The organism is Sedimentibacter sp. MB31-C6 (assembly GCF_035934735.1).
In the GTDB taxonomy this organism is placed as follows: Bacteria; Bacillota; Clostridia; order Tissierellales; family Sedimentibacteraceae; genus Sedimentibacter.
In genome coordinates this window covers 2156040-2178298 of the sequence record NZ_CP142396.1, presented here as the reverse complement: position 1 = coordinate 2178298, position 22259 = coordinate 2156040, and the positions used below count along the sequence as shown (strand labels likewise).

21 protein-coding genes are annotated in these 22259 nt (G+C 30.3%); 2 read left to right on the top strand and 19 right to left on the bottom strand.

The annotated features are described in order from the left end of the window. Nucleotides 1–147 precede the first annotated feature (147 nt). Both U8307_RS10320 and U8307_RS10315 read right to left on the bottom strand, forming a co-directional pair. Nucleotides 148–1155, bottom strand: coding sequence for an LCP family protein (locus tag U8307_RS10320; protein ID WP_326907609.1), 1008 nt, complete (start codon nt 1153–1155; stop codon nt 148–150). 97 nt (nt 1156–1252) lie between these two features. Beyond that, on the bottom strand, nt 1253–2209 hold the full coding sequence (locus U8307_RS10315; RefSeq protein WP_326907608.1) for an LCP family protein: 957 nt from the start codon (nt 2207–2209) through the stop codon (nt 1253–1255). Nucleotides 2210–2503: 294 nt separating this feature from the next. Between U8307_RS10315 and U8307_RS10310 the strand changes: the two genes are divergently transcribed. Further along, on the top strand, nt 2504–2704 hold the full coding sequence (locus U8307_RS10310) for a cold-shock protein (protein WP_326907607.1): 201 nt from the start codon (nt 2504–2506) through the stop codon (nt 2702–2704). Between the two features lie 148 nt (nt 2705–2852). Continuing rightward, nucleotides 2853–3053 carry a cold-shock protein gene (locus U8307_RS10305; protein WP_326907605.1) on the top strand — a complete coding sequence of 67 codons (201 nt, stop codon included), beginning with the start codon at nt 2853–2855 and terminating at the stop codon, nt 3051–3053. A gap of 84 nt (nt 3054–3137) precedes the next feature. Here U8307_RS10305 and rbsK read toward each other — a convergent pair whose 3' ends face one another. The 17 genes from rbsK to U8307_RS10220 all read right to left on the bottom strand — a co-directional run bounded on the left by rbsK (nt 3138) and on the right by U8307_RS10220 (nt 22231). Then, nucleotides 3138–4010 (bottom strand): ribokinase, encoded by an 873-nt coding sequence (gene rbsK / locus U8307_RS10300; protein ID WP_326907602.1) that lies wholly within the window; start codon nt 4008–4010, stop codon nt 3138–3140. Between the two features lie 58 nt (nt 4011–4068). Next, the gene (locus U8307_RS10295; RefSeq protein WP_326907600.1) at nt 4069–5016 is read right to left on the bottom strand and encodes a nucleoside hydrolase; all 948 of its coding nucleotides are present in this window, start codon (nt 5014–5016) and stop codon (nt 4069–4071) included. A 48-nt stretch (nt 5017–5064) separates the two neighbouring features. Further along, nucleotides 5065–5985 (bottom strand): ABC transporter permease, encoded by a 921-nt coding sequence (locus U8307_RS10290; RefSeq protein ID WP_326907598.1) that lies wholly within the window; start codon nt 5983–5985, stop codon nt 5065–5067. A gap of 1 nt (nt 5986) precedes the next feature. Then, the gene (locus U8307_RS10285; RefSeq protein WP_326907595.1) at nt 5987–7057 is read right to left on the bottom strand and encodes an ABC transporter permease; all 1071 of its coding nucleotides are present in this window, start codon (nt 7055–7057) and stop codon (nt 5987–5989) included. Beyond that, complete coding sequence (locus tag U8307_RS10280) at nt 7047–8600, bottom strand: ABC transporter ATP-binding protein (protein ID WP_326907593.1); 1554 nt, start codon at nt 8598–8600, stop codon at nt 7047–7049. Before U8307_RS10280 ends, U8307_RS10285 begins: the two co-directional genes overlap by 11 nt. 149 nt (nt 8601–8749) lie before the next feature. Next, nucleotides 8750–9889 carry a BMP family ABC transporter substrate-binding protein gene (locus U8307_RS10275; RefSeq protein ID WP_326907591.1) on the bottom strand — a complete coding sequence of 380 codons (1140 nt, stop codon included), beginning with the start codon at nt 9887–9889 and terminating at the stop codon, nt 8750–8752. A gap of 11 nt (nt 9890–9900) precedes the next feature. After that, complete coding sequence (locus U8307_RS10270; protein ID WP_326907589.1) at nt 9901–11292, bottom strand: ADP-ribosylglycohydrolase family protein; 1392 nt, start codon at nt 11290–11292, stop codon at nt 9901–9903. Between the two features lie 25 nt (nt 11293–11317). Continuing rightward, complete coding sequence (gene deoD / locus U8307_RS10265; RefSeq protein ID WP_326907586.1) at nt 11318–12019, bottom strand: purine-nucleoside phosphorylase; 702 nt, start codon at nt 12017–12019, stop codon at nt 11318–11320. A gap of 228 nt (nt 12020–12247) precedes the next feature. Further along, complete coding sequence (locus tag U8307_RS10260) at nt 12248–13165, bottom strand: CvfB family protein (RefSeq protein ID WP_326907584.1); 918 nt, start codon at nt 13163–13165, stop codon at nt 12248–12250. A gap of 18 nt (nt 13166–13183) precedes the next feature. Further along, nucleotides 13184–14467: a glucose-6-phosphate isomerase gene (locus U8307_RS10255; RefSeq protein ID WP_326907582.1), complete on the bottom strand. Its 1284-nt coding sequence runs from the start codon at nt 14465–14467 to the stop codon at nt 13184–13186. Between the two features lie 25 nt (nt 14468–14492). Beyond that, nucleotides 14493–15584 carry a SpoIIE family protein phosphatase gene (locus U8307_RS10250; protein WP_326907580.1) on the bottom strand — a complete coding sequence of 364 codons (1092 nt, stop codon included), beginning with the start codon at nt 15582–15584 and terminating at the stop codon, nt 14493–14495. Between the two features lie 15 nt (nt 15585–15599). Further along, nucleotides 15600–16568, bottom strand: coding sequence for a gluconeogenesis factor YvcK family protein (locus tag U8307_RS10245; RefSeq protein ID WP_326907577.1), 969 nt, complete (start codon nt 16566–16568; stop codon nt 15600–15602). A gap of 15 nt (nt 16569–16583) precedes the next feature. Continuing rightward, on the bottom strand, nt 16584–17438 hold the full coding sequence (gene rapZ, locus U8307_RS10240) for an RNase adapter RapZ (protein WP_326907575.1): 855 nt from the start codon (nt 17436–17438) through the stop codon (nt 16584–16586). 10 nt (nt 17439–17448) lie between these two features. Continuing rightward, nucleotides 17449–18186: a PHP domain-containing protein gene (locus U8307_RS10235; protein ID WP_326907573.1), complete on the bottom strand. Its 738-nt coding sequence runs from the start codon at nt 18184–18186 to the stop codon at nt 17449–17451. 77 nt (nt 18187–18263) lie between these two features. After that, nucleotides 18264–19190 (bottom strand): UDP-N-acetylmuramate dehydrogenase, encoded by a 927-nt coding sequence (gene murB, locus U8307_RS10230; RefSeq protein ID WP_326907571.1) that lies wholly within the window; start codon nt 19188–19190, stop codon nt 18264–18266. Nucleotides 19191–19342: 152 nt separating this feature from the next. Then, nucleotides 19343–20710: an N-acyl-D-amino-acid deacylase family protein gene (locus U8307_RS10225; RefSeq protein ID WP_326907569.1), complete on the bottom strand. Its 1368-nt coding sequence runs from the start codon at nt 20708–20710 to the stop codon at nt 19343–19345. 117 nt (nt 20711–20827) lie between these two features. Further along, on the bottom strand, nt 20828–22231 hold the full coding sequence (locus U8307_RS10220) for a YfcC family protein (protein WP_326907566.1): 1404 nt from the start codon (nt 22229–22231) through the stop codon (nt 20828–20830). Nucleotides 22232–22259: the final 28 nt, after the last annotated feature.

Genomic DNA, 22259 nt, shown 5'->3' with positions numbered 1-22259 from the left:
TCCTACTAAAGTATTTATCCTTAGCGCGAAATTCATCTGGTGCGGAAAAATGACCGTAATTAGAATAACAAGTAGGATACATAACAGAATACATGAAATAATTTTTAAGACCCCCACTTTTTCAAGTGGGGGTACAATTAGATTGAGTTATTCAATATTATTTGCTAATTCTTCACTGTCTGTTTCTGCTGATAAAGGCACATCATATAAATCATATACCAGTTTTATTACTTCTTCTCCATCAACAACATAAAAAGATAATCCTCCCATATTTCTATCTATACCAGGAATAGTTGTTGTCTCTAAATTTTCAATTGAAAATCCTATAGCGTCTTTTCCTAATCCAAGGAGTTCTGTCAATGTGAAATTTGTTTTCACATGAGGATAAACTGCACTTATAACACTTGGAAGTTTAAGGCTTAAAGATTTATTTATTGCAGATTTAACAAACTGCTGTTGAACTTCGATCCTTCCTAAATCACCGTTTTTATATCCATAATATCCTTCATGATTAGATTTTCTAAATCTTAGAAATTCCATTGCCTTATCACCATATATAATTTGCTTTCCTGCTGGAATATCAATATAAAGTGGTGGTGTATCGTAAGGGTCAGAATATTTCATATGAAAAGGAACATCAACTTCAACTCCACCTATAGCAGTTACAGCTGCTCTAACACCATCATATTCAATTGATACATATTTTTCTATTGGAATTCCAATCATTTCTTCTACCGCTTTTGCTACTGCCTTATATCCATCTTCTACAGTATCTTCTGTTTGAAATATTGCATTAACTTTTTGAAATTCAGAATATTTTGAATATCCTTCTCTTTTATAATAAGTATCCCTTGGAATTGATATTATAATTGCATCTTTAGTTTTTCTGTCAAAACTTGCTACCATTATTGTATCGGTTCTATATCCTTCAAGCCCCAATAATAATACATTTATTCTGTGACTGTCATGCATTGCTTTTTCTAAAGGTGAATTATAATCTATATTATCATCTTCTTCATTTCCTTGTTTATCATTAGAATCTCCTATTTCTATGCCTTCATTACCAAAATATTTGTCATATGTGAAGAGTCCTGTAAAAATAACTAAAGAAAAAGATAATAAAGATATTATAAAAACTTTTATAAAATGATTCATTTAATAATCCGCCTTTCAATAATAAAATAAAAATTATTATACCATTGTATAACATATACTTCAATTATTTTATATATATTTATCAAAAATTATATTTTTAATTATAATCATTATTCATACCATACATTGAATAAATCAACTTTTTAATTTCATCTTCATCAGGAACATAAAAGGATAATCCTTCCAATGGCGTTTCAGTTCCAGGCATAATATGTAAATTAATATTTTCAGTTGAAAAACCTATAATGTTTCCAGCAAGTCCAAGATAATCGGTTAAAGATAAATTAGTTTCAATATATGAATATGCTTCATTTATTAACGATGGAAGTTGTAAACTTAAAGCTTTTTTAACTGCTGATTTCATAAATCTCTGTTGAGCTTCTATTCTCCCTAAATCTTGATTATCATAGCCTTTTCTAAACCTTAAAAATTTTAACGACTGTTCTCCATTTAATAATTGTCTTCCTTCAGGAATATCAATATGTAATGGCGGATCATCATATGGATCGCTATATTTCATATGAAAGGGGACTTCTACTTCAACACCACCAAGCAAATCTACACATGCTACTACACCATTATAATCAACAATTACATACTTTTCTATGGGAATTCCTAAAATATCTTGTATTGAATTCGAGAGTCCTTCTATACCTTCACCTGAATAAACCGCGTTTATTTTTTTAGTGTCTGGTCTATCATACACATCTCTAGGATAATAAGTGTCTCTAGGGATGGATATAATATCTGCTATATTACTTTCAGAATCATAACTTAATACCATAATAGTATCTGTTCTTTGGTTTTCAAGTCCCACCAACAATATATTTAGTCTCTTGCTAGTTTTTGCAATTTTACCAAGGGGAGTATTATAATTGAAAGTACTAGAAAATGCTAAACCTTTATTTGATAAATCTTTTGATTCTACATTTTTCATAGTTCCAATAACAATATCTCTATCAATTAAAATAATATAACCTAATGCAGTTACACTTAACAAAATTGTAATTAACATAAGTGATGCTATAAATATTTTTAAAAAATGCTTTATCATTTGTTAATCACCTTTATTATTTTTTGTTTTAAATTCTATTTTATTATAGCAAAACTTAACATTATTATCAATTATAAAAACTATTAAAATAAATTTTATATTTATACATTATTTAACATTATATATTTATAAAGAAAACAATTTCTTTATAAATATAATCTAAACTTATTCCCTTTATAATATACTTTTGCTAATTTATAAATATTTTTAATTTTTTTTATAAATATGTATTGCAATTTAGAGAAAAAACTGTTACAATACATATATCTTTTTTAATATCGGAGGATTTATTTAATGAAAACAGGTACAGTGAAGTGGTTTGATTCTAAAAAGGGTTTTGGATTTATTTCATGTGAGGATGGAAATGATGTGTTCGTGCATTTTTCAGCAATCATTTCAGATGGATTTAAAACTTTAGAAGAAGGTCAAAATGTAACTTTTGATATTGTTGATGGCCAAAAAGGACCTCAAGCTAGCAACGTTACTATTGCATAGTAGCATTTGTTTTTAGAAATAATAAATTTTAATATAGATTTAGCATACATATATTAATATTGGTATTTCAACGAAACGTGATAAGAACTACTAAAGTAGTTCTTTTTCATTAATAAATAAAAATATTTATAAAAATTTGGAGGGTTTAATGAAAACAGGTACAGTTAAATGGTTTGATTCAGCAAAAGGATTTGGTTTTATTTCTAGTGAAGATGGAAATGACGTATTCGTACATTTTTCTGCAATCAGCGGTAATGGTTTTAAAACTTTAGAAGAAGGTCAAAAAGTTACTTTCGATGTAGTTGAAGGTGCTCGTGGACCTCAAGCTGCTAATGTAGAATTAGCATAATAATATTGTTGGATTAAAAATAGAGCACATATTCTATAAAAGAATATGTGCTTTGTTGTTATTTGCGAATAAGACTTGCATAGATTAAAGTAGTTGTTCTAAAGTTGGCATTCCACTTTGTGCACCTAACTTAGTAATTGAAAGAGCTGCTGCTTTATTAGCAAATTTAATTGCATCTTCTATATTATCTCCTCTAACCAATGCAGCTGCTAATCCTCCACAGAAGGTATCCCCAGCCCCCGTTGTATCAACAACTTCAACATTATATGATGGAATTAATTTCATATCTATTCCATCAAAATATTTTACGCCTTTTGCTCCCATAGTAACAATTAATTTATTAGGATATTTTCTAATTATTTCATCTATATTATCATGCTTTCCAAGTATAATTTTTAGTTCGTGTTCATTAGGAGTAATATATGTAACATTTTCAATTAATGATTTTTTAAGTTCAATTGCTGGTGCCGGATTTAAAAGTACATCTACATTATTTTTCTTACAAATTTCAGCAGTATATTCAACAATATCTATAGGTATTTCTAATTGCAATAATACAATATCAGCTGATAATATTACATCTTTATATTTGTCTATAGTATTCTTTGTAATTTTATAATTCGAACCTGCTATAACTATAATACTATTATCATTTTCAGCTACTACTATATTTGCAACACCAGTTGTAGCTTCATTAGTAGAATCTATACAATCAGTGCTGACATTCATATTAGTAAGGTTATTAATTGAAAATTCTCCATTGCTATCATTACCTACACAACCTATCATATAACTTTCTGCCCCTAATTTACTAGCAGCAACAGCCTGATTAGCTCCTTTACCACCTGGAATTATTGAAAATTCTTCTCCAAGAACAGTTTCACCTGCTTTAGGCCTAACTTTGGAAGTAAAGACCATATCTACATTTATACTTCCTACAATTACTACTTTCCCCATTATAACCTCCTTATTTTGATTTTGTTTGGTTGTTCACGGTACACATACAATGCGTCCCCTACGTTATTATGTTGTCTAATTTGTATAATGATTCTAATAATAATTTTGTAAACTTTTCTGAATCAGTTTCCATAAGAACCTTTGGATATGAAGCGTCATAATTTACCCAATCTCTAACATCAACAGAAGTATTTCCTCTATTTATTTCTTCTGAACAATCTACAGTTACTTTCGTATTCTTAAACTTAAATAATTCAGGATATAATAAATACATTATGCTACAAGCATCATGTATAGGAGTAAATTTACCATTATTCACATGATCCCCACGAAAATAAAAATCCAAAATTTTACCACACATATTCGATACTTTACTGTTACTTTTCAATAGTTTATCAACATCTTCTCTCTTTAGACCTGTAGTATGTGTAATATTTAAACCACTCATTACTATAGGAATACCAGAATCAAATACAATTCTTGCAGCTTCCGGATCTGCCCATATATTAAATTCTGCATAGGGAGTATAATTTCCTCCATATGATGAGCCTCCCATTATTGATAAAAGTTCAATTTTTTCTTTTACTTCAGGAAATGTCTTGATTAAAAGAGCTATATTAGTAAGTGGTCCTATAGGAACCATTGTAACTTTACTATCTGAATTCATTATTGTATCTCTTAAAAATGTTATGGCATTATCTGAATATAGGGAATTTTTTGGTTCAGGAAGTTGATAATCCCCCATACCATTTTCTCCATGAACATTACTTGCCACACATTTTTCTCTTATTAAAGGGCTTTTTTGTCCTTGTGCCACTTTTATATCTTTGTTGTAAAATGAAATTACTTTCAAGGCGTTGTCAGTAACTTTTTCTATACTTTGATTACCTGCCACTGTTGTAATTCCTAATATGTTAAGTTTATCTTCATTTGCTATTGCCAAGGAAAGAGCTATAATATCATCAATTCCTGGATCGCAATCTATTATTATGTTTCTTTTTGTCATGTTTTCCTCCTAATAAACAGCGGGACGCATACAATGCGTCCCCTACATCTATTTCCCGCTTAGTCGTTCCATTTTTTTCATTTTCAAGTAACTATAAATTCCTAAACCTACTAGAGTTGTTACATATGGAAGCATTTGTATCAATTCATGTGGCCATGCGCCAAGCTGTAATATGTTAGCTAATGCTTGTGCTGCACCAAATAAAAGCGATACTAAAAATCCTCCTATAGGTGTATTGCCACCCATAGCACTTGCAGCTAAAGCAATAAATCCTCTTCCTGCACTCATACCTGTTGTAAAGTTAGTCATATAGCCTCCCGAAAGGAAAAACCCTCCCATTGAAGCTAATATACCACTTATCATCAGTGCTATATATTGAATTTTTCTAGAACTTATACCTACGGATTCTGCCGCATCTTTATTTTCACCAACAGCTCTAATTCTTAATCCTAATGGTGTTTTATATAAAAATATATGAACTATTACAACCATAATTAAAGAAATGTATGTCAAAATATTTTGATTTGATATTACCTCACCTAAAAATGGTATGTTTTCTATTACAGGTATTGCTATTCTCTGAAGCGGGATGCTTTTTATAGAAGATGAAACTCCTCTATCTCCTGATACTGTCAAAAGTAGTAGAACTGTAGCACCATTTGCAATTAAATTTATTGCAATTGCCGCTAATATTTCATCTGTTTTCAACCTTAATACGAAAAAGGCTAAAAATAATCCTATAAAACCGCCTAATATCATTGTAGCAAATAAACCAAGCCATGCACTGTGAAATAATGAACTAAATACAACTCCAAACAAAGCAGAAAATAGCATTATACCCTCAAGCGCCATGTTAATAATACCTGCTTTTACAGCTACAGCTGAAGCTAATGTAGCAAAAAGTATTGGCGTTGTTGCTCTTAAAGCAGCGTTGAAAAAATCAGGAGATAAAAATGCTTCTAATATCATATTATTCAGCCTCCTTTATATTGCTTATAGTAGCCTTAGCTTCCTTAGCAATCATCTTATGTTTATATTTACTTAAGAATTGTTCTGCAACAACTAAAAGAATAATTATTCCTTGAGTTATTACTACTATTTCTGTAACAACATCGGTAGAACGAGCCATGATAGAAGCTCCAGTTCTTAAATAAGCTAAAAAGAATGCTGCAAAAGGAACGTATAACGGATTTTTCCTTGCTAAAGTAGTAATTATTATTGCATCCCATCCATATCCTAACTGAGAAGTCCATGAAAATCTATTGTACATACCAAGGAGTTCAACTCCGCCTCCCATACCAAATATAAATCCTCCAAGCAATGCAGATATTAAGGTAACTTTAACGATATTAATACCAGAGTATCTTGCAAAATCTTGATTTTCTCCTGTTAAACGGATTTCATATCCAGTCTTTGTTTTATATAAGAATATATAACCCAATATTGCAACTGCTATTGCGATAAATAATCCAATGTGTATTCTTGTTCCTTGTATAATAGTATTTAACTGTGTAGCTTGTGGAACTGCATATGAAACAACAGAACCAGCTGATGAATCTCTCAAAAAATAATTCAATATATAATTCGCAAAATTAAAAACTATATAATTCATCATCAAGGATGATACTAATACATCTGAATTTGTTTTTATTTTTAAAATTGCAGGTATTACTGTTACCAATGCACCGAATACTCCAGCTACTATTATGCAAACTAAAGGACTTATTCCTAAAGGGAGCGTAGTATTAATAGCCACGAATGTTGCAATTAGTCCACCTATATGAAATGCTCCCTCTCCGGCAAGATTAATTTGATTAGCTGCAAACATAATACTTACTCCTACTCCTGTAAATATTAATGGAATCATAGCTTCTATAACATTGCCAAAGCGTCGCTTACTTTGCAACGGACCTGTAATTAACTGAATAATAGCATTCAAAGGTTCTTCGCTTGTAAGAACAATTATTAAAAATGAAATGAATAATGCAATACCTATTGCTAACAAAGTTCGCATTATATCAAATTTTTTATTAATGTTCATATGTTATTCCCTCCAATCTTTCGTCCTTTTTTAAGCCAAGCATATACTTGCCTAATTCTTCTTCAGTAAGTTTATCCATATCTTTAAATACACCTGAAAATTGTCCCTTATACATAACTGCTAATCTATCACTTAATTCAAAAACTTCATTTAAATCAGCAGAAATTAAAATTACTGCACATCCTGCATCTCTATAATCAATAATTCTTTGTCTTATAAAAGATGCCGCTCCAACATCTATACCCCTAGTTGGTTGATTCGCAATAATTATTTTTGGACCTATTGAGAACTCTCGCGCAACTACAACTTTTTGAATATTTCCACCAGAAAGCATTCCTACATTTTGTTTATAAGTTTTACATTTTACTTTATATTCTTTAATTAGTTCATTAACCCTTGCTTCAATTTTCTTTATTTTTAATAAATACTTTCCAGATAATTCAGGTCTGTCATATTGATTGGAAAGAATATTATCCATAATATTCATATTTTTAGCAACACCGAAAGTCATTCTATCTTCTGGAATATGAGATAAACCTAGTTCTCTAATTTCCTTTATGTTATGATTCCTTATATCTTTATCATAGATTAATACTTCACCTGTATACTTTTTCGTTAAACCTGTTATTGCTTCTACTAGATGACTTTGACCATTACCTTCAACTCCTGCTATAGAAAAAATCTCTCCTGCTTTTAAATCGAATGATAAATCATTTACTCTTACAGTTCCTGTTGAACCAACAACTTTAAGATTTCTAACTTTCATTACTGTTTCTTTTAATTTTGCAGGTTTTTTATCAAATGTTAGAACTACATCTCTACCAACCATAAGCTTTGACATTTCACTAGTTGTTATATCCTTTACCAAATGAGTTCCCATACTCCTACCATTTCTCATAATAGTGGCTCTATCACATATTGCCTTTATCTCGTCTAATTTGTGTGAAATAAATATAATAGTATGACCATCATCTTTAAGTTTCTTCAACTGAATAAACAATTCATCTGTTTCTTGAGGGGTCAATACTGCAGTAGGTTCATCTAAAATCAAAATATCAGCTCCCCTATAAAGAGCTTTTAATATTTCAACTTTTTGTTTGATTCCAACTGGCAGTTCTTCTACTTTGTTAGTAACATCTACTTCAAAATTATATTTTTCTGCTAGATTTTGAGATATTTCTATTGCTTTGTCCATGTTTATAAAAGCTTTATTATTTGTTGGTTCAACACCAAGTACTATATTTTCTGCAACAGTAAGGGAAGGAACTAACATAAAATGCTGATGTACCATACCTATGCCTTTGCTTATTGCATCTTGAGAAGATTTCATAGTAGTTTCAGTACCATTTAAAATTATTTGACCTTGTTCTGGCGTTTCAATACCAAAGAGAACTTTCATCAGAGTACTCTTTCCTGCTCCGTTTTCTCCAAGCAAAGCATGTATCTCTCCTTTTTCCAGTTCAAAAGTAACATCCTCTACTGCAACTACCCCATTTGGGTATATTTTCATTATATTATTCATCTGCAGTACTTTTTCACTCATTGTCTACCTCCGATTTTTGAGATTAATAACTAATAATTGATAGCTAAAAATATAAATTAAATAAATATGATAAAGTATAGTTAGCAATTCTTAATTATTAATGAATAATTTTTAACAGTCAGGTTAAACCTGACTGTTAAAATCAAATATTATTGAACTGATTCTTTTATCGCATTAATTTCTTCAGTAGTTTTTCCAGCTGAAGTTTCTACAACAATTTCTCCATCAATAATTTGTTGCTCTAATTCATCAAGTTGTGTTCTGATTTCTTCAGATAACATTTCTTCATAATGAGCATCTTTAACTAATTCAACTCCACCTTCAGCAAATCCCATAGATTCACTTTGACCATATTCTAATTCTCCATCGATATCAAGCTTAATTGCTCTGATTAAAGAATTTCCTACATTTTTTAAAGCAGATGTTGGAATATATTCAGCTTTTTCAGGAAGTAAAGCTGCTTGGTCAGAGTCAACACCAAAAGCATATCTATTAGCATCAACTGCTGCATCAATTTGTCCTAATCCTGCTGCGCCAGCAACATTAAAACCTACATCAACACCACTTTGATATTGAACTAATGCAAGGTCTTTACCTTTTGCAGAATCATAAAAATCTCCAACATAAGCTATAGAAACTTTTATATCTTCTTCTACATATTTTGCTCCTTGAATATAACCTACTAAAAAGTCATTGATTATTTGATTTTCCATTCCACCTAAGAAACCTATCATTTTATTTGATGGGTCTATCATTGGAAGACTTTCATCAGTCGTCATCATTGCAGCAGCTGCTCCAACTAAGAATGATACTTCGTTTTGCTTGTATAATACATTATATATATTATCAAAACCACCTGACGAATAATCAAAAGTTTCATCAAAGAATATGAATTTTTGTTCTGGGAATTCAGTTGCAGCATTTGCTAATGCTTCAATCATCTGCCAAGTTCCAATAATAATTACATCGTATTCACCACTATCACAGTAATCTAACAATGTTGGCTCCCATATCGGCTCATCTGCAGCAGTTGCACCCATTTGTTCAACTTTAAAGTCAAATACTTCAGGTCCTAATTCTTCTTTTAGTTTTTCAAGTCCTTCATTTGCAGAATCAAAAAATGATTTATCACCTAATGTTCCATTTAACAACAAAGCTGCCTTATATGGCTCTCCTGGAGTTTCTTCTCCCGGAGTTTCTTCATTTGGTGTTTCTGCTGGTTCTTGTGCGCAAGCAGTCAATGAAAAAATCATTATAACTACAAGCAATAAAGATAGTATTCTTTTCATTTTTGTTCCTCCTAATATTTTGCTTTTTTTATGTATATTAAAGTATCATCGACTAAATCATCCAGCTTAATTTCTTCATAATATCTCATATAAGTTATAAGTTTATTAAAGGCTGGAGAAATTAGTCTTTTTGGAATGACACTCATTCCCTTTTGTATTCCTAATATTGGCATAATCATACCTGCATTACAGTCTGCATCTATACCGCACATTGTAATAATATTAAGTGTTTTATCATAATCACCGTCACCATACATAAGTGCTATTACTTCACAACATGCATTTGGATAAGAATGTATCCAATTATATTTAATATATTTTTTCTCACATTCTGCTAAAGCATCATGCCAATCACTGTATTTCATAGATACATCATAAGCAAATTTTACAACAGAATAATATTCACTATCAATTGGTATTAAGTTTATAGCAGTTTTTACAATTTCCTTAACATCCTTCTCTACAAAAGCTAAAGAAATCATTATTGCATTAAATACTTCCCCAAGCACTCCATTGTTAATATGGGATACTATACCATCTTTCCAAGCTAATTCTGCAGCAAGCTTTGGATTTCCAGGAGCAACCATACCACATACAGCTCCACGCATTTGAGCTCCAATCCACTCATTAAAAGGATTGTTAAATTCACCACTTTCCGGAGGTAAAAGACCTCCTCGAATATTCCTTAAAGCAATTTCCTCTGCAGACCATCCACTAGGGATAAGGCCTATCCAAGATAATGCTATGTCTTTACTAGTTACTTCATATCCTTTTTCCTTAAAAGCATCTAAAAAAGCTATTTCAAAAGTTATATCATCATTATATGTATTTGGCTTTCTTATATAATCTTTTACATCACCAAATGCTTTATACAAATTCTTAGAAGTATATCCTTCTACCATTGTACCCATAGCTGCCCCAATTAATTGAGACATCCAAGCAGCCTTAATTTGATCTTTAAACTTTTCTGAATTTACATCTACTTCTACTGGTTCGTTAAAATTAACCTTTTTTATATATTCTTCATAATCATTATAATATTTAAATTTCCAATACTCTGATTCTTCATCTTTTTTTGCATTTAATAATTCGTTTTTTAGTTCTGCAGAAATTTTATGTAATTCTACAAAGTTATTTTCCGAATGAGCTTTCATTCCTTTTTCTAATAACTCGTATCCATTTTCAACTTTGTATCCTCTATTTTCAAGTGCTTGAATAGCAGCTACCATAATCTTCTCAGGTGCTCCTGAACCAGGTACATTACTTGACCAATCTAACGATAAGATGCTGTCATAAAATTTAGATACAGCTTTTATAGCAGTCCAACCTTGTTCTTCTTCAGCAAGTACTGTTGGTTCAGCATTTGAAAATAAATCGTATGCTAATTCCCATGCTTTTTTCATATTATCACCAAACATAGCTATTAAGCTATGCCAACTCCAATGCTATTTTCATCATATTTTTAAAGCCCTTTTCTCTTTCTTCAGGTGTAGTTTCAGATTTATCTACAATTGAATCAGATACTGTTAATATAGTTAATGCATTAACTCCTGCTCTAGAAGCATTACAGTATAACGCATAAGATTCCATTTCTGCTGCCATTATCCCCATTTTAGCCCATCTTTTCCAATCTTCTGGATTATCATGATAGAATATATCTGATGTTACTATATTGCCTACAACTGTAGGAATATTGTTATCATCTGCTGCCTTTTTTGCTTTTGAAAGTAGTTCCCATGATGCTGTAGCGGAAAATATGCCAGGTAAATCATATTGATCTGCGAAATTTGAATCAGTACTTGCCCCTATGGCTAAAATGATATCATATAACTTTAATTTTTCACTATAAGCGCCACAAGAGCCTATACGAATTAAGTTTTTAACATTATACATATGTATTAATTCATAAGAATAAATCCCTATAGAAGGGCATCCCATTCCTGTACCCATTACAGATACTTTTTTTCCATTGTAAGTTCCAGTATATCCAAACATATTTCTTACAGCATTAAACTGTTCAACATCTTGTAAAAAGTTCTCTGCTATAAATTTTGCTCTCAGAGGGTCTCCAGGTAGTAATACAGTTTCTGCAATATTTCCTTTAATTGCACTATTATGTGGTGTAGTCATAATCATTCTCCTTTATACTTTTTAATAGATTTTTTCAAAAAAAAACTATACAATTTTTAATAAACTTCCCATTAAAACTTTCTTAACTATATTATAAATACACTATATAGTAGGAATTTTCTTATTAACGTATAGATTAAGTACCATAATAAATCCTTTTTAGACACACTATAATCATTTTACAAAATCTATATAAATTGTACTTCTATATTATGTATTTGTCAATAATCAACTTCGTTTACTTTTTTTCGATATTTTAATTTCTTTATTTTTTCTATATTGCTTATTTTGATTGTTTTTTTTGTCGATTAAGCGTATACCTTCTCTTGTGATTTCAATAATTTCCTTCTTCATAAGCCTACCAATACCCTTTTTAAAAGAACTTTTACTCATACCAAGTGTTTCTCTTATAAGCTCTGGACTGCTGTTATCATTTAATTTGAGAGTGCCTTTATTCTTAGCTACAACTTTAAGAATTTTTTCTGCATCATTATCTATTTGAAGTCTAGGTGCATCCTTTAAACTTAAATCTAACTTTCCATCTTCTTTTATATGACTAATTCTTACTTCAACTTCATCTCCAGATCTAAGAGGCTTTAAAATTTCACCCTCGTGAATAAGACCTAAGTACTTTCCTTCAACTGCTATCATTGCACCAAGGCCTCTTTTTAGACTAAAAACAGTACCTCTCACAATATCATTTACTTTATATGGCGAATCTGTTCTAAGAACTTTAAACAAATTCATTGTTGCACATAAACGATTTGATTTATCAATGTACAGCCCAACCATGTATTCGCCATTCACTCTGATTTCACCTATTTGTTCTTTAAATGGTAGAAATAAATCCTTCTCTAATCCCCAGTTTAAAAAGGCACCAATTCTCGAAATTTCTACTACTCTCAAATATCCAATTTGTCCAATAACTATCCTTGGTTTTTTAACAGTAGCAATAATTCTATCATTTGAGTCTCTATAAACAAATACAGTTAACTTATCTCCTATAATAGTGTTTTCAGGTACTTGTTTTAGCGGAAGTAAAACTCTGTTTTCTATCTTATCTTCATCTTCTGGACTTTTAAGGTATACCCCAAATTCAACCTTTTTTACGACTTCTAATTCTTGCATTTCTCCTAATTTTATCATTTATTCACCTTCGTTTCTTTATTTTTTCCCTAGTAATTTAAACATATTTTTTTTGTACGCTTCTACTCCAGGTTGTGTAAATGGATCTATTTTATTATTATACCCACTTATTCCACAAGACAACATAAAAAAGTAAAAAAGCTTACCTAAATAATATTCATTCATTTTAGGGACTTTAATAATAATTCCTGGAACATCTCCTTCTTTATGTGCCATAAAAGTACCTTTGAAAGCTTTTTCTTGTATGAACTTTATTGATTTGCCTGAAATATAATTTAATTTGTCAAAATCATTTTCATTAAAAGGCACTACAATATCTTCATTAGTACTTTCTATTTCAATAGTTGTTTCAAATAATATCTTTTTACCCTCTTGTACATATTGCCCCATCGAATGTAAATCTGTAGTATAATTTAATGATGCGGGAAATATTCCTTTTCCTTCTTTACCTTCACTTTCTCCAAAAAGTTGTTTCCACCATTCAGCTATAGACATATTTGCTGGTTCATACCCAACAAGTATTTCAATTTCTTTTCCTTTCCTGTTTAAGATATTTCTTACAGCTGCATATTGACAACATATATTGGTCTTAAAGTCATTGTTTTTATATGATTCTGTTGCATCCCTAAGACCTTCAATAAATTTATCTATATCAAGTCCTGCTGCTGCCATCGGAAGTAATCCAACTGGAGTTATAACAGAATACCGTCCTCCTATATTATTAGGAATAGTGAAGGATTTATAATTATAGCAATTGGAAAGTTCCTTTAATGCTCCTTTATCTTTATCTGTTACAACAAAAATACGGTTTTTTGCATTATCTTTGTACTTTTCTTCCATTAATTCTCTAAAAACTCTAAATGCAATAGCTGTTTCCAGTGTTGTACCAGACTTGGATATAACGATTAAACAAACTTCTTTGTTTTTAATTACTTCAATTAACTTTTTTAAATAAGTACCGCTTAAATTTTGTCCAGCATAATATACTTTAGGGCTATGTAGCTCATTATGAAAATCACCTCTAATTCCTTCAATTGCTGCCTTAGCACCTAAATAAGAACCCCCAATTCCAAGGAGTATAAAAGCTTCACAATTTTTCTTTATATAATTTGCAGATAATTTTATTTCATCATATTCTTTTTTATTTATATTATCCACATAGTCTATCCAACCTGTCATATCACTGCTAAAACCCTCACATTTTAAAAGCATTTTTTGTGCAGCCATTATTTCTGGCTCAATATCTTTCATTTCAGCGTTTGTTATAAATGTTCCTTTTAAATCAAGAACAATATCTTTCATACTAATACCCCCATTTACTATTATTCTATATTATTTCTGCCATTAATATGGCGTAATCATCTTTTTGAACTTTACTATAATTTTCTAAAGATACTTTAATTTTATTTAATATATCATTTTCAGTTTTAATTATTTCTATTAATTTTTCTGTACCAAATTCTTGTCCAAGTTCATTTTTTGCTTCTGGTATACCATCAGTATAAAAAAATAATTTATCTCCAGTTTTCAAATTTATTTTATTATTATCATAATCAACATTATCAAATATATTACAAATCGGATAACCTTTAGATTCAAGTGAAATTAGCGACTTTTCTTTATTTAGTAGAAATGGTACCGAATTGTGCCCTGCATTAATATATTCAAAATCTCCAGTTGTTTTATTATACTTCCCACAAAATATAGAAAAATATTTATCATAATCTAAGTTTAAAGCCAAAAATGATTTATGTAACTCTTTCATAATAAAATCGATAGATTTATCACCTTTTGAAATTGTTCTAAGAGATTGTCTAACAAAAATTGTTAACAAAGACGCTGTAACACCATGTCCTACAACATCGCATATATATATTCCTGTATTATCTTTATCTATTTTAAAAACATCAAAGAAATCACCACTTAATAATTCTGATGATTCATATAGGTAATCTACATTAATGCCATTATATATACCTTTGGGTGGAAGCATTCTCTTTTGCATATTCCTTGCAAAAGCAATATCATCACTCATTTTTTTATTTTTTTCATTTACGCTTTTAGTAAGCTTCTTTTCATTTGTTATATCTCTGAACACTTCAACAGAGCCTACTATTTCTCCCAATTCATTATACATAGGAGATGCTACAACCATATAAGTTTTATTATTTAAAACTTCTTCCTTTCTAAAAATAGACCCATCCATTAATGTTTTATGAGAAATACAGTTTTCACACTTAGTATCTCTACAAAATACATCATAGCATTTTTTGCCTATTATATCTTCTCCTAAATCTTCTTTCATCTTTTTATTAGCATAGTAAACTTTATTATCCTTGTCAATTACCCTCACCCAATCAATCATACCATCTACAATACTTAATTGTTCCTTTTTAATATGTCCTGAATATAATCCCATAAGTTATATCCTCCCCTAATGATTTTTTTCTTTAGCATAATTAAATAGAATCTTACCTATTTTTTCTGCATTATGTCTAATATAGTTCTTCTGGATTTCTACAAAATTACTTCTGATTACCTTAATATTTATTTCTTCTAGCATCTTTACTTGGTCATCATCTATTAATACTTGACTTGCTCCTTTGAATTTATAATTTTTTATATCTTCTTCTGATATAACTTCATCATTTGCTATAATGTAATCAATTAAATTTCTACTACTATGCTTTATAATTGCGTTTATATGGTCAAAAACATTATAATTGTCTGTTTCTCCAGGTTGAGTCATAATATTACATATATAAAAAACTGTTGCTTTTGATTTTATTAACAATTTCGGTATATCGTTAACTAATAAATTAGGTATAACGCTTGTATAAAGACTACCAGGTCCTAAAACAATAATATCAGCATTTTCTATATCTTTTATTGTTTCGCTTAAAGGTTTGCATATTTCCGGCACTAATGCTACGCTATCTATACTGCTGTTTAATTTACTCACATACTCTGGAATATCTTTTTCACCTAAAATAACATTGCCACAGGTAAGAATAGCTTTAAGTTGTGTATCCTCCAATGTCATTGGAAGTACCTTGCCTGAAAGTCTAAAAATACTCCCAATTTCCTTCAATGCATGTTCATAATCTCCGAAAATTTCATACATTGCAGCTATAAAAAGGTTACCAAAACTTTGTCCCTTTAAAAATCCTTCTTTAAACCTGTGTTGCATTAATTTAACCATTGTTGGTTCTATATCTGACAATGCAATAATATTATTTCTCATATCTCCAGGAGGTAACATTCCTAAATCTTCTCTAAGAACACCGGATCCCCCTCCATTATCCGCAACAGTTACTATGGCAGAAATATTCTTTGTATACTTTTTTAACCCCCTTAAAAGTATAGCAAGTCCTGTTCCACCTCCAAAAGCTACTATTTTCATAAATTTCCTCACTATCTATTTTCCTGCATCTCTATGAGTAAGCAGTACTCTGTAGTTTTCTTCGCTTAATAAATCAGCTACCTTATTTGAAATCGTTACTGAACGATGTTTTCCACCTGTACAACCTATAGAAATAACTAAATTTGATTTTCCTTCTTTAATATAAAGTGGCATTAAAAACTTTAACATACTAATTAGTTTATCTATAAATATCTCACTAGTTTCAAAACTCATTACATAATCTTGAACATTCGTATCATTACCTGTAGAATATTTTAACTTTTCAATATAATATGGATTTGGCAAAAACCTAACATCAAATACCAAATCTGAATCATTTGGCAATCCATATTTATATCCGAAAGACATAATAGTAATATTCATATTATGAGAAATTTTACCCTTTACAAAAATACTTAAAATCTCCTCTTTAAGTCTACCCAATTTCATGCTTGATGTATCAATTATATAATCTGATTTTTGTTTAACTTCCTTTAACATTTCTCTTTCTTCTTGTATACCATCAATGATTCTTCCAGTAGTACTAAGAGGATGTGGACGTCTCAGTTCTTTATATCTTTTCACTAAATCCTCATCTGAAGCATCAAGAAATAATATATGATATTTTATACCATTATTTTTTAACATTTCTAAGCTATTAAAAAGATCTTTGAAAAAGATACCTCCTCTAATATCTGCAACAACTGCTACTTTGCTAACTTCTTTTGAAGAAGTCTTACATAATTCAGCAAAGTTAGGGAGAAGAGCAGGAGGTAAATTATCCATACAATAATAATTAATATCTTCTAATACGTTAATTGCCTGACTTTTTCCAGCACCTGACATTCCTGTTATAATTACAAACTCCATTTTCTGCTCCTTATACTAAGTTAATAATTCTACTTAAATCGAGACCGGCATTTTTTGCTGCCTTTATTCCATTTTCACAACCACCTATCTTATCCTTTATATGCGAATCACTGTTTATTACAAATTTAACATTGTATTTTGCCGCTATTTTTATTTCTTCAGAACTTAGGTGTCCATGACTATTATTTATCTCCAACAATGTGTTGGTTTTTTCAGCTGCTTGAGCTACTTTATCAATATTTAACGGAATTTTGTCTCCTGGGTGAGTTAAAATATTGATATTATATTTATATAAAGCATTTACTATTGCCTCAGTATTCTTTTCAATCATTTTTTTTCTAACTTTTTCATTATATTTTCCTAAGTAATTCATTAAAGTAAAATATTTAAAGTCATTAAACGTTGAAAATGTAGCGCCTATATGATATCCACATAAAATAATATCGCAATTTTCGATTATATCATCATTTATATCTGTATCACCTTGAAAACTTAAAATATTAGCTTCTACTCCAAATAATATTTTAATTCCAGGGTACTTTTTTCTCATCTTTATTATTTCGCTTTTCGCTTCTTTAATTTTATTTCTTTTAATACCATATAAGTAATGACTTGGACCGTGATCAGTTATTGCGATTTTCTCTAACCCAATATCTACTGCCCTTACAACTATTTCCTCAATCGTTGATTTACCATGATTGTTTCTTGAGTATGTCGAATGTATATGATAATCTGCTTTTGTTTTCATATAGACCTCCGTCCAATACAAATGAAAGTTCGATATGCTGTGCGTACTCTTCGGTACGCATACAATGCGTCCCTACATTAAAGTGTTGTTCCTATTATTTTTATTTCTGGCTCTAATTTTATACCGAATTTATCATATACTGTACTTATGACAATTCTCATTAGTTCCAAAACATCTTCACAACTTGCATTATCATAATTCACAATAAAACCACTATGTTTATCTGAAACCATTGCTCCTCTATATACCATACCTTTAAGTCCAGCATCTTCTATAAGCTTTGATGCATATCCATTTATTGGTCTCTTAAACGTACTACCAGCACTTGGTAAATTCAAAGGTTGTTTTGATGTTCTTCTTTCATTGAAATCTTTTATTTTTAACATTATATTTTCTTTGTTACCTAATTCTAATGTAAGTTCTGCTTCTAATACTATTAAATCTGAATCTACTAGCTTTGAATGTCTATAACTAAAATCCATGTCTTCATTAGAATATTCATATATATTCCCATTTGAGTCCATACATTTCACCTTACTTATAACATCCTTCATTTCCCCGCCATAAGCTCCCGCATTCATATATACAGCACCACCAACATAACCAGGAATTCCACTTGCAAATTCAAATCCAGCAAGACTTTCTTTAGCAAGAAATTTTGCTAATACAGACAAAAGTGTTCCTGCTCCAACTGTTACCTTATTATTATTTTTTCTTATATAATTAAAACATTCACCTATTTTAACTATCGCGCCTTTGTATCCATCATCTGAAATAAGCAAGTTTGTACCGTTACCTATTATTAAGTAATTTAAATTATATTTCTTTATTAAGTTTAATACTATTTTCAGTTCTTCTGTATTTTCTGGTTCTGCAAATATTTCAGCAGGTCCACCAATTTTAAAATATGAGTGATTTTTTAGTAGCTCATCTCTTGTAACTTTCCCTTTAATTTTTGAAGCAAGCTCATCATACAGTTCATTAGTCATTGTTTTATATTCCATCCTTTTTAACCCTTTCTGAAATATATTCTATATAATTATATTAACATTTCTTCGGAATTATTGAAAGATATATTTATTTTTTATAATAAGAAATATACCTGATTAAATCAGGTATATTTCTATAGAAAATAATCATATAATTATCGTTAAGTTTAAGCTTCTCCTCTTTTGTAAAAAACTCCAAAAGTATTGTTTACTAAATTACCCCTATCTATTGCAATTTTACCATTTACAATAACATATTCAATGCCTTCAGGCTTTAATTGTGGTTCTTGGAAGGTTGCCTTATCTATTATTCTATCATAATCAAAAATTGTTATATCTGCATCGTAACCTTCTTTGATAAGACCTTTTCTAGCTAAATTTAGCCTTTCGGCAGGCATTTGTGTCATTTTATATATTCCATCATAAAATTCCATCAACTTTTGGTCTCTTATAAACCTTCCTAAAACTCTAGGAAAAGTACCCGCTCCTCTTGGGTGACCTGAATGATTTCTATAAATTCCATCACTTGCAACCATCACTAATGGATGATTCAAAGCTTCTATAATTTCTTCTTTTTTCATAACATATGCTACAGCTAACATTTCAGGGTATTCTTTTCTTGCTCTTTCAAAAATTTCCTTATCACATATCAATCCTTTAAATGGTTCTTCTGTAAGCATTATAGAATCGTAACTCTTATTCCAAAGTTCAAAACATCCTTCATCAAAAACAGCTGAACCAATATAAGTACTAAAAGCATCATATGGATATGCATCTACCGTTATATCCTGACCAGTAGCTGCAATATTATCAATTAGTTCTAATGCCTCTGTCATATTCCCATAAGCACTACAACTAGATAAATGTGATATTTGAAAAGGTATATTAGCTTCTTTTCCTATTTGAGCCATTTCTTTAATTGCATCTAAAGCATAAATTGAATCTTTTCTATAATGAGCGGCTAACAACAAATCATTTCTTCCTTGAATTTCTTTTGTTATAGCAACTGCTTCATCAGTATCTATTCCTGGACAATATTCTAAACCATATGACACTCCTACTGCACCAAAATCTATAGCATCTTTTACTAATACTTTCATCTTTTCAATTTGATTTTTAGAAGATTTTTTATAAATATTTGTATTCCCTACTTCATTCCTTAGGTAATTATGTCCAATAAAGGATAGATAGTTAACTGGGTTACCCTTTTCCTTAATAAATTCATAAAGTTCATTAATGCCTTGTCTATTATTTCCACAGTTTCCAACTACACTGGTAGTAACACCCATATTTAACATTGTATTTGCTATATCATATTTTACCTTTTTTGTTAAAGAAAGATCTTCTTCATGCATATGAATATCTATAAAACCCGGAGATACATAATTCTCCTTTGCATCAATTTCAATTTTAGCTTCACTAAAGACAGTTCCAATATCAGTTATTTTCCCATTTTTTATACCAATATCGCCATCAACAATCAGTCTATTTTCTATATCTATTATTTTACAATTTATTATTTTTAAATCTAGCATACAAAGCACGCTCCTAATTTTATGATATTCAATCATTATTCATTAATAATTATAATGATGTGAAGATTTCTCCCATTTCTTCAAGTGGTGGGTACCTTTTAGTATACAAGGTATCTATTAAAATGGACCAAGTTGAATAAGATTTGCAATGAATACAAAAACTGCACCTACAAAATACTCTAATAATATCATAGGAAGTATCCATTTTGCCCATTTATTCCATGGAACTTTTGCTAAGGCCAATCCAGCCATAAAATATCCAGAAGTTGGTGTGAATATATTTGAAATTCCATCACCTAATTGATATGCTATAACAGCAGTTTGTCTAGTTACACCAACAATATCAGCCAATGGAGCCATAATTGGTATAGAAACAGCCGCTTGACCACTTCCTGAAGGTACAATGAAATTTAACACACATTGGAAAATATACATACCTAAAGCTGTAAGTGACGAAGGCAAGCTCGAAACCGCATTTGATGTAACGTATAATATTGTATCTAGTATGCTACCTTCAGTCAGTACCACTAATATAGCTCTTGCGAAACCAACAACTAATGCTCCACCTGCCATATTAGCCATACCTTGAACTAGGTGTTCCCCAAATCCATTGAGTCCAAGCTTACCTAAAATAGCTACTACTATTGCCATTCCTAAAAACAAGGCAGAAATTTCTTGAATATACCACCCAAATTCTACAACGCCGTAAACTAATAATCCAATTGTCACTGCAACAGCAATTAAAACTGACTTATCACTTGTTTCAAGTTCACTAAGATTATCTAAATCCAGAGTATCTTCTCTAGTTTTATCAAATTCGTACATACTGCTTAGCTCAGGATTTTTCTTAACTTTACCAGCATATCTGTACATAAACAATATAGCAACAGAAACCATAACTATGTACATTACAATTCTAAATCCCATAGATGAAAATGTAGGAAGACCAGCAATACCTTGAGCAACACCTACAGTAAATGGATTCATAAATGCTCCTGCAAATCCAGCACCGGCACCTGCTAATACTATACCAACACCTGTTAGGGAATCAAAACCTAGAGAAATCGCAAGTGTAACCATTATCGGAATAAATGGTAATGTTTCCTCTGCCATTCCAAAAACTCCACCACCAAGAGAAAAAACTATCATTATAATCGGGATAATAGCTCTCTCTTTTCCAGACATAATTTTAGTAATCTTACCAATTCCAGCTTCAAATGCTCCTGTAGCTTCAACTACTCCAAAAGAACCACCTACTATAAATATGAAAAATATTATTGAAGCTGTTTCAACCATACCTTTTGGTATTGATTGGAGTATACCAAATAATCCTACTGGCGTGCTATCTACATTGTGATAAGAACTAGGATCAATAACCATTCTTCCATCAGGCGACTCTACCATATCATAAAGACCTGCTGGCACAATGTATGTAAGTATTGCGCAAATTATAACTACTGTTAATAAAACAACATACACATGTGGAAATTTTCTTTTCCCTTTTTTTGTAATTTCAGACATAATGCTCCTCCTTTAAAATTTTATTATT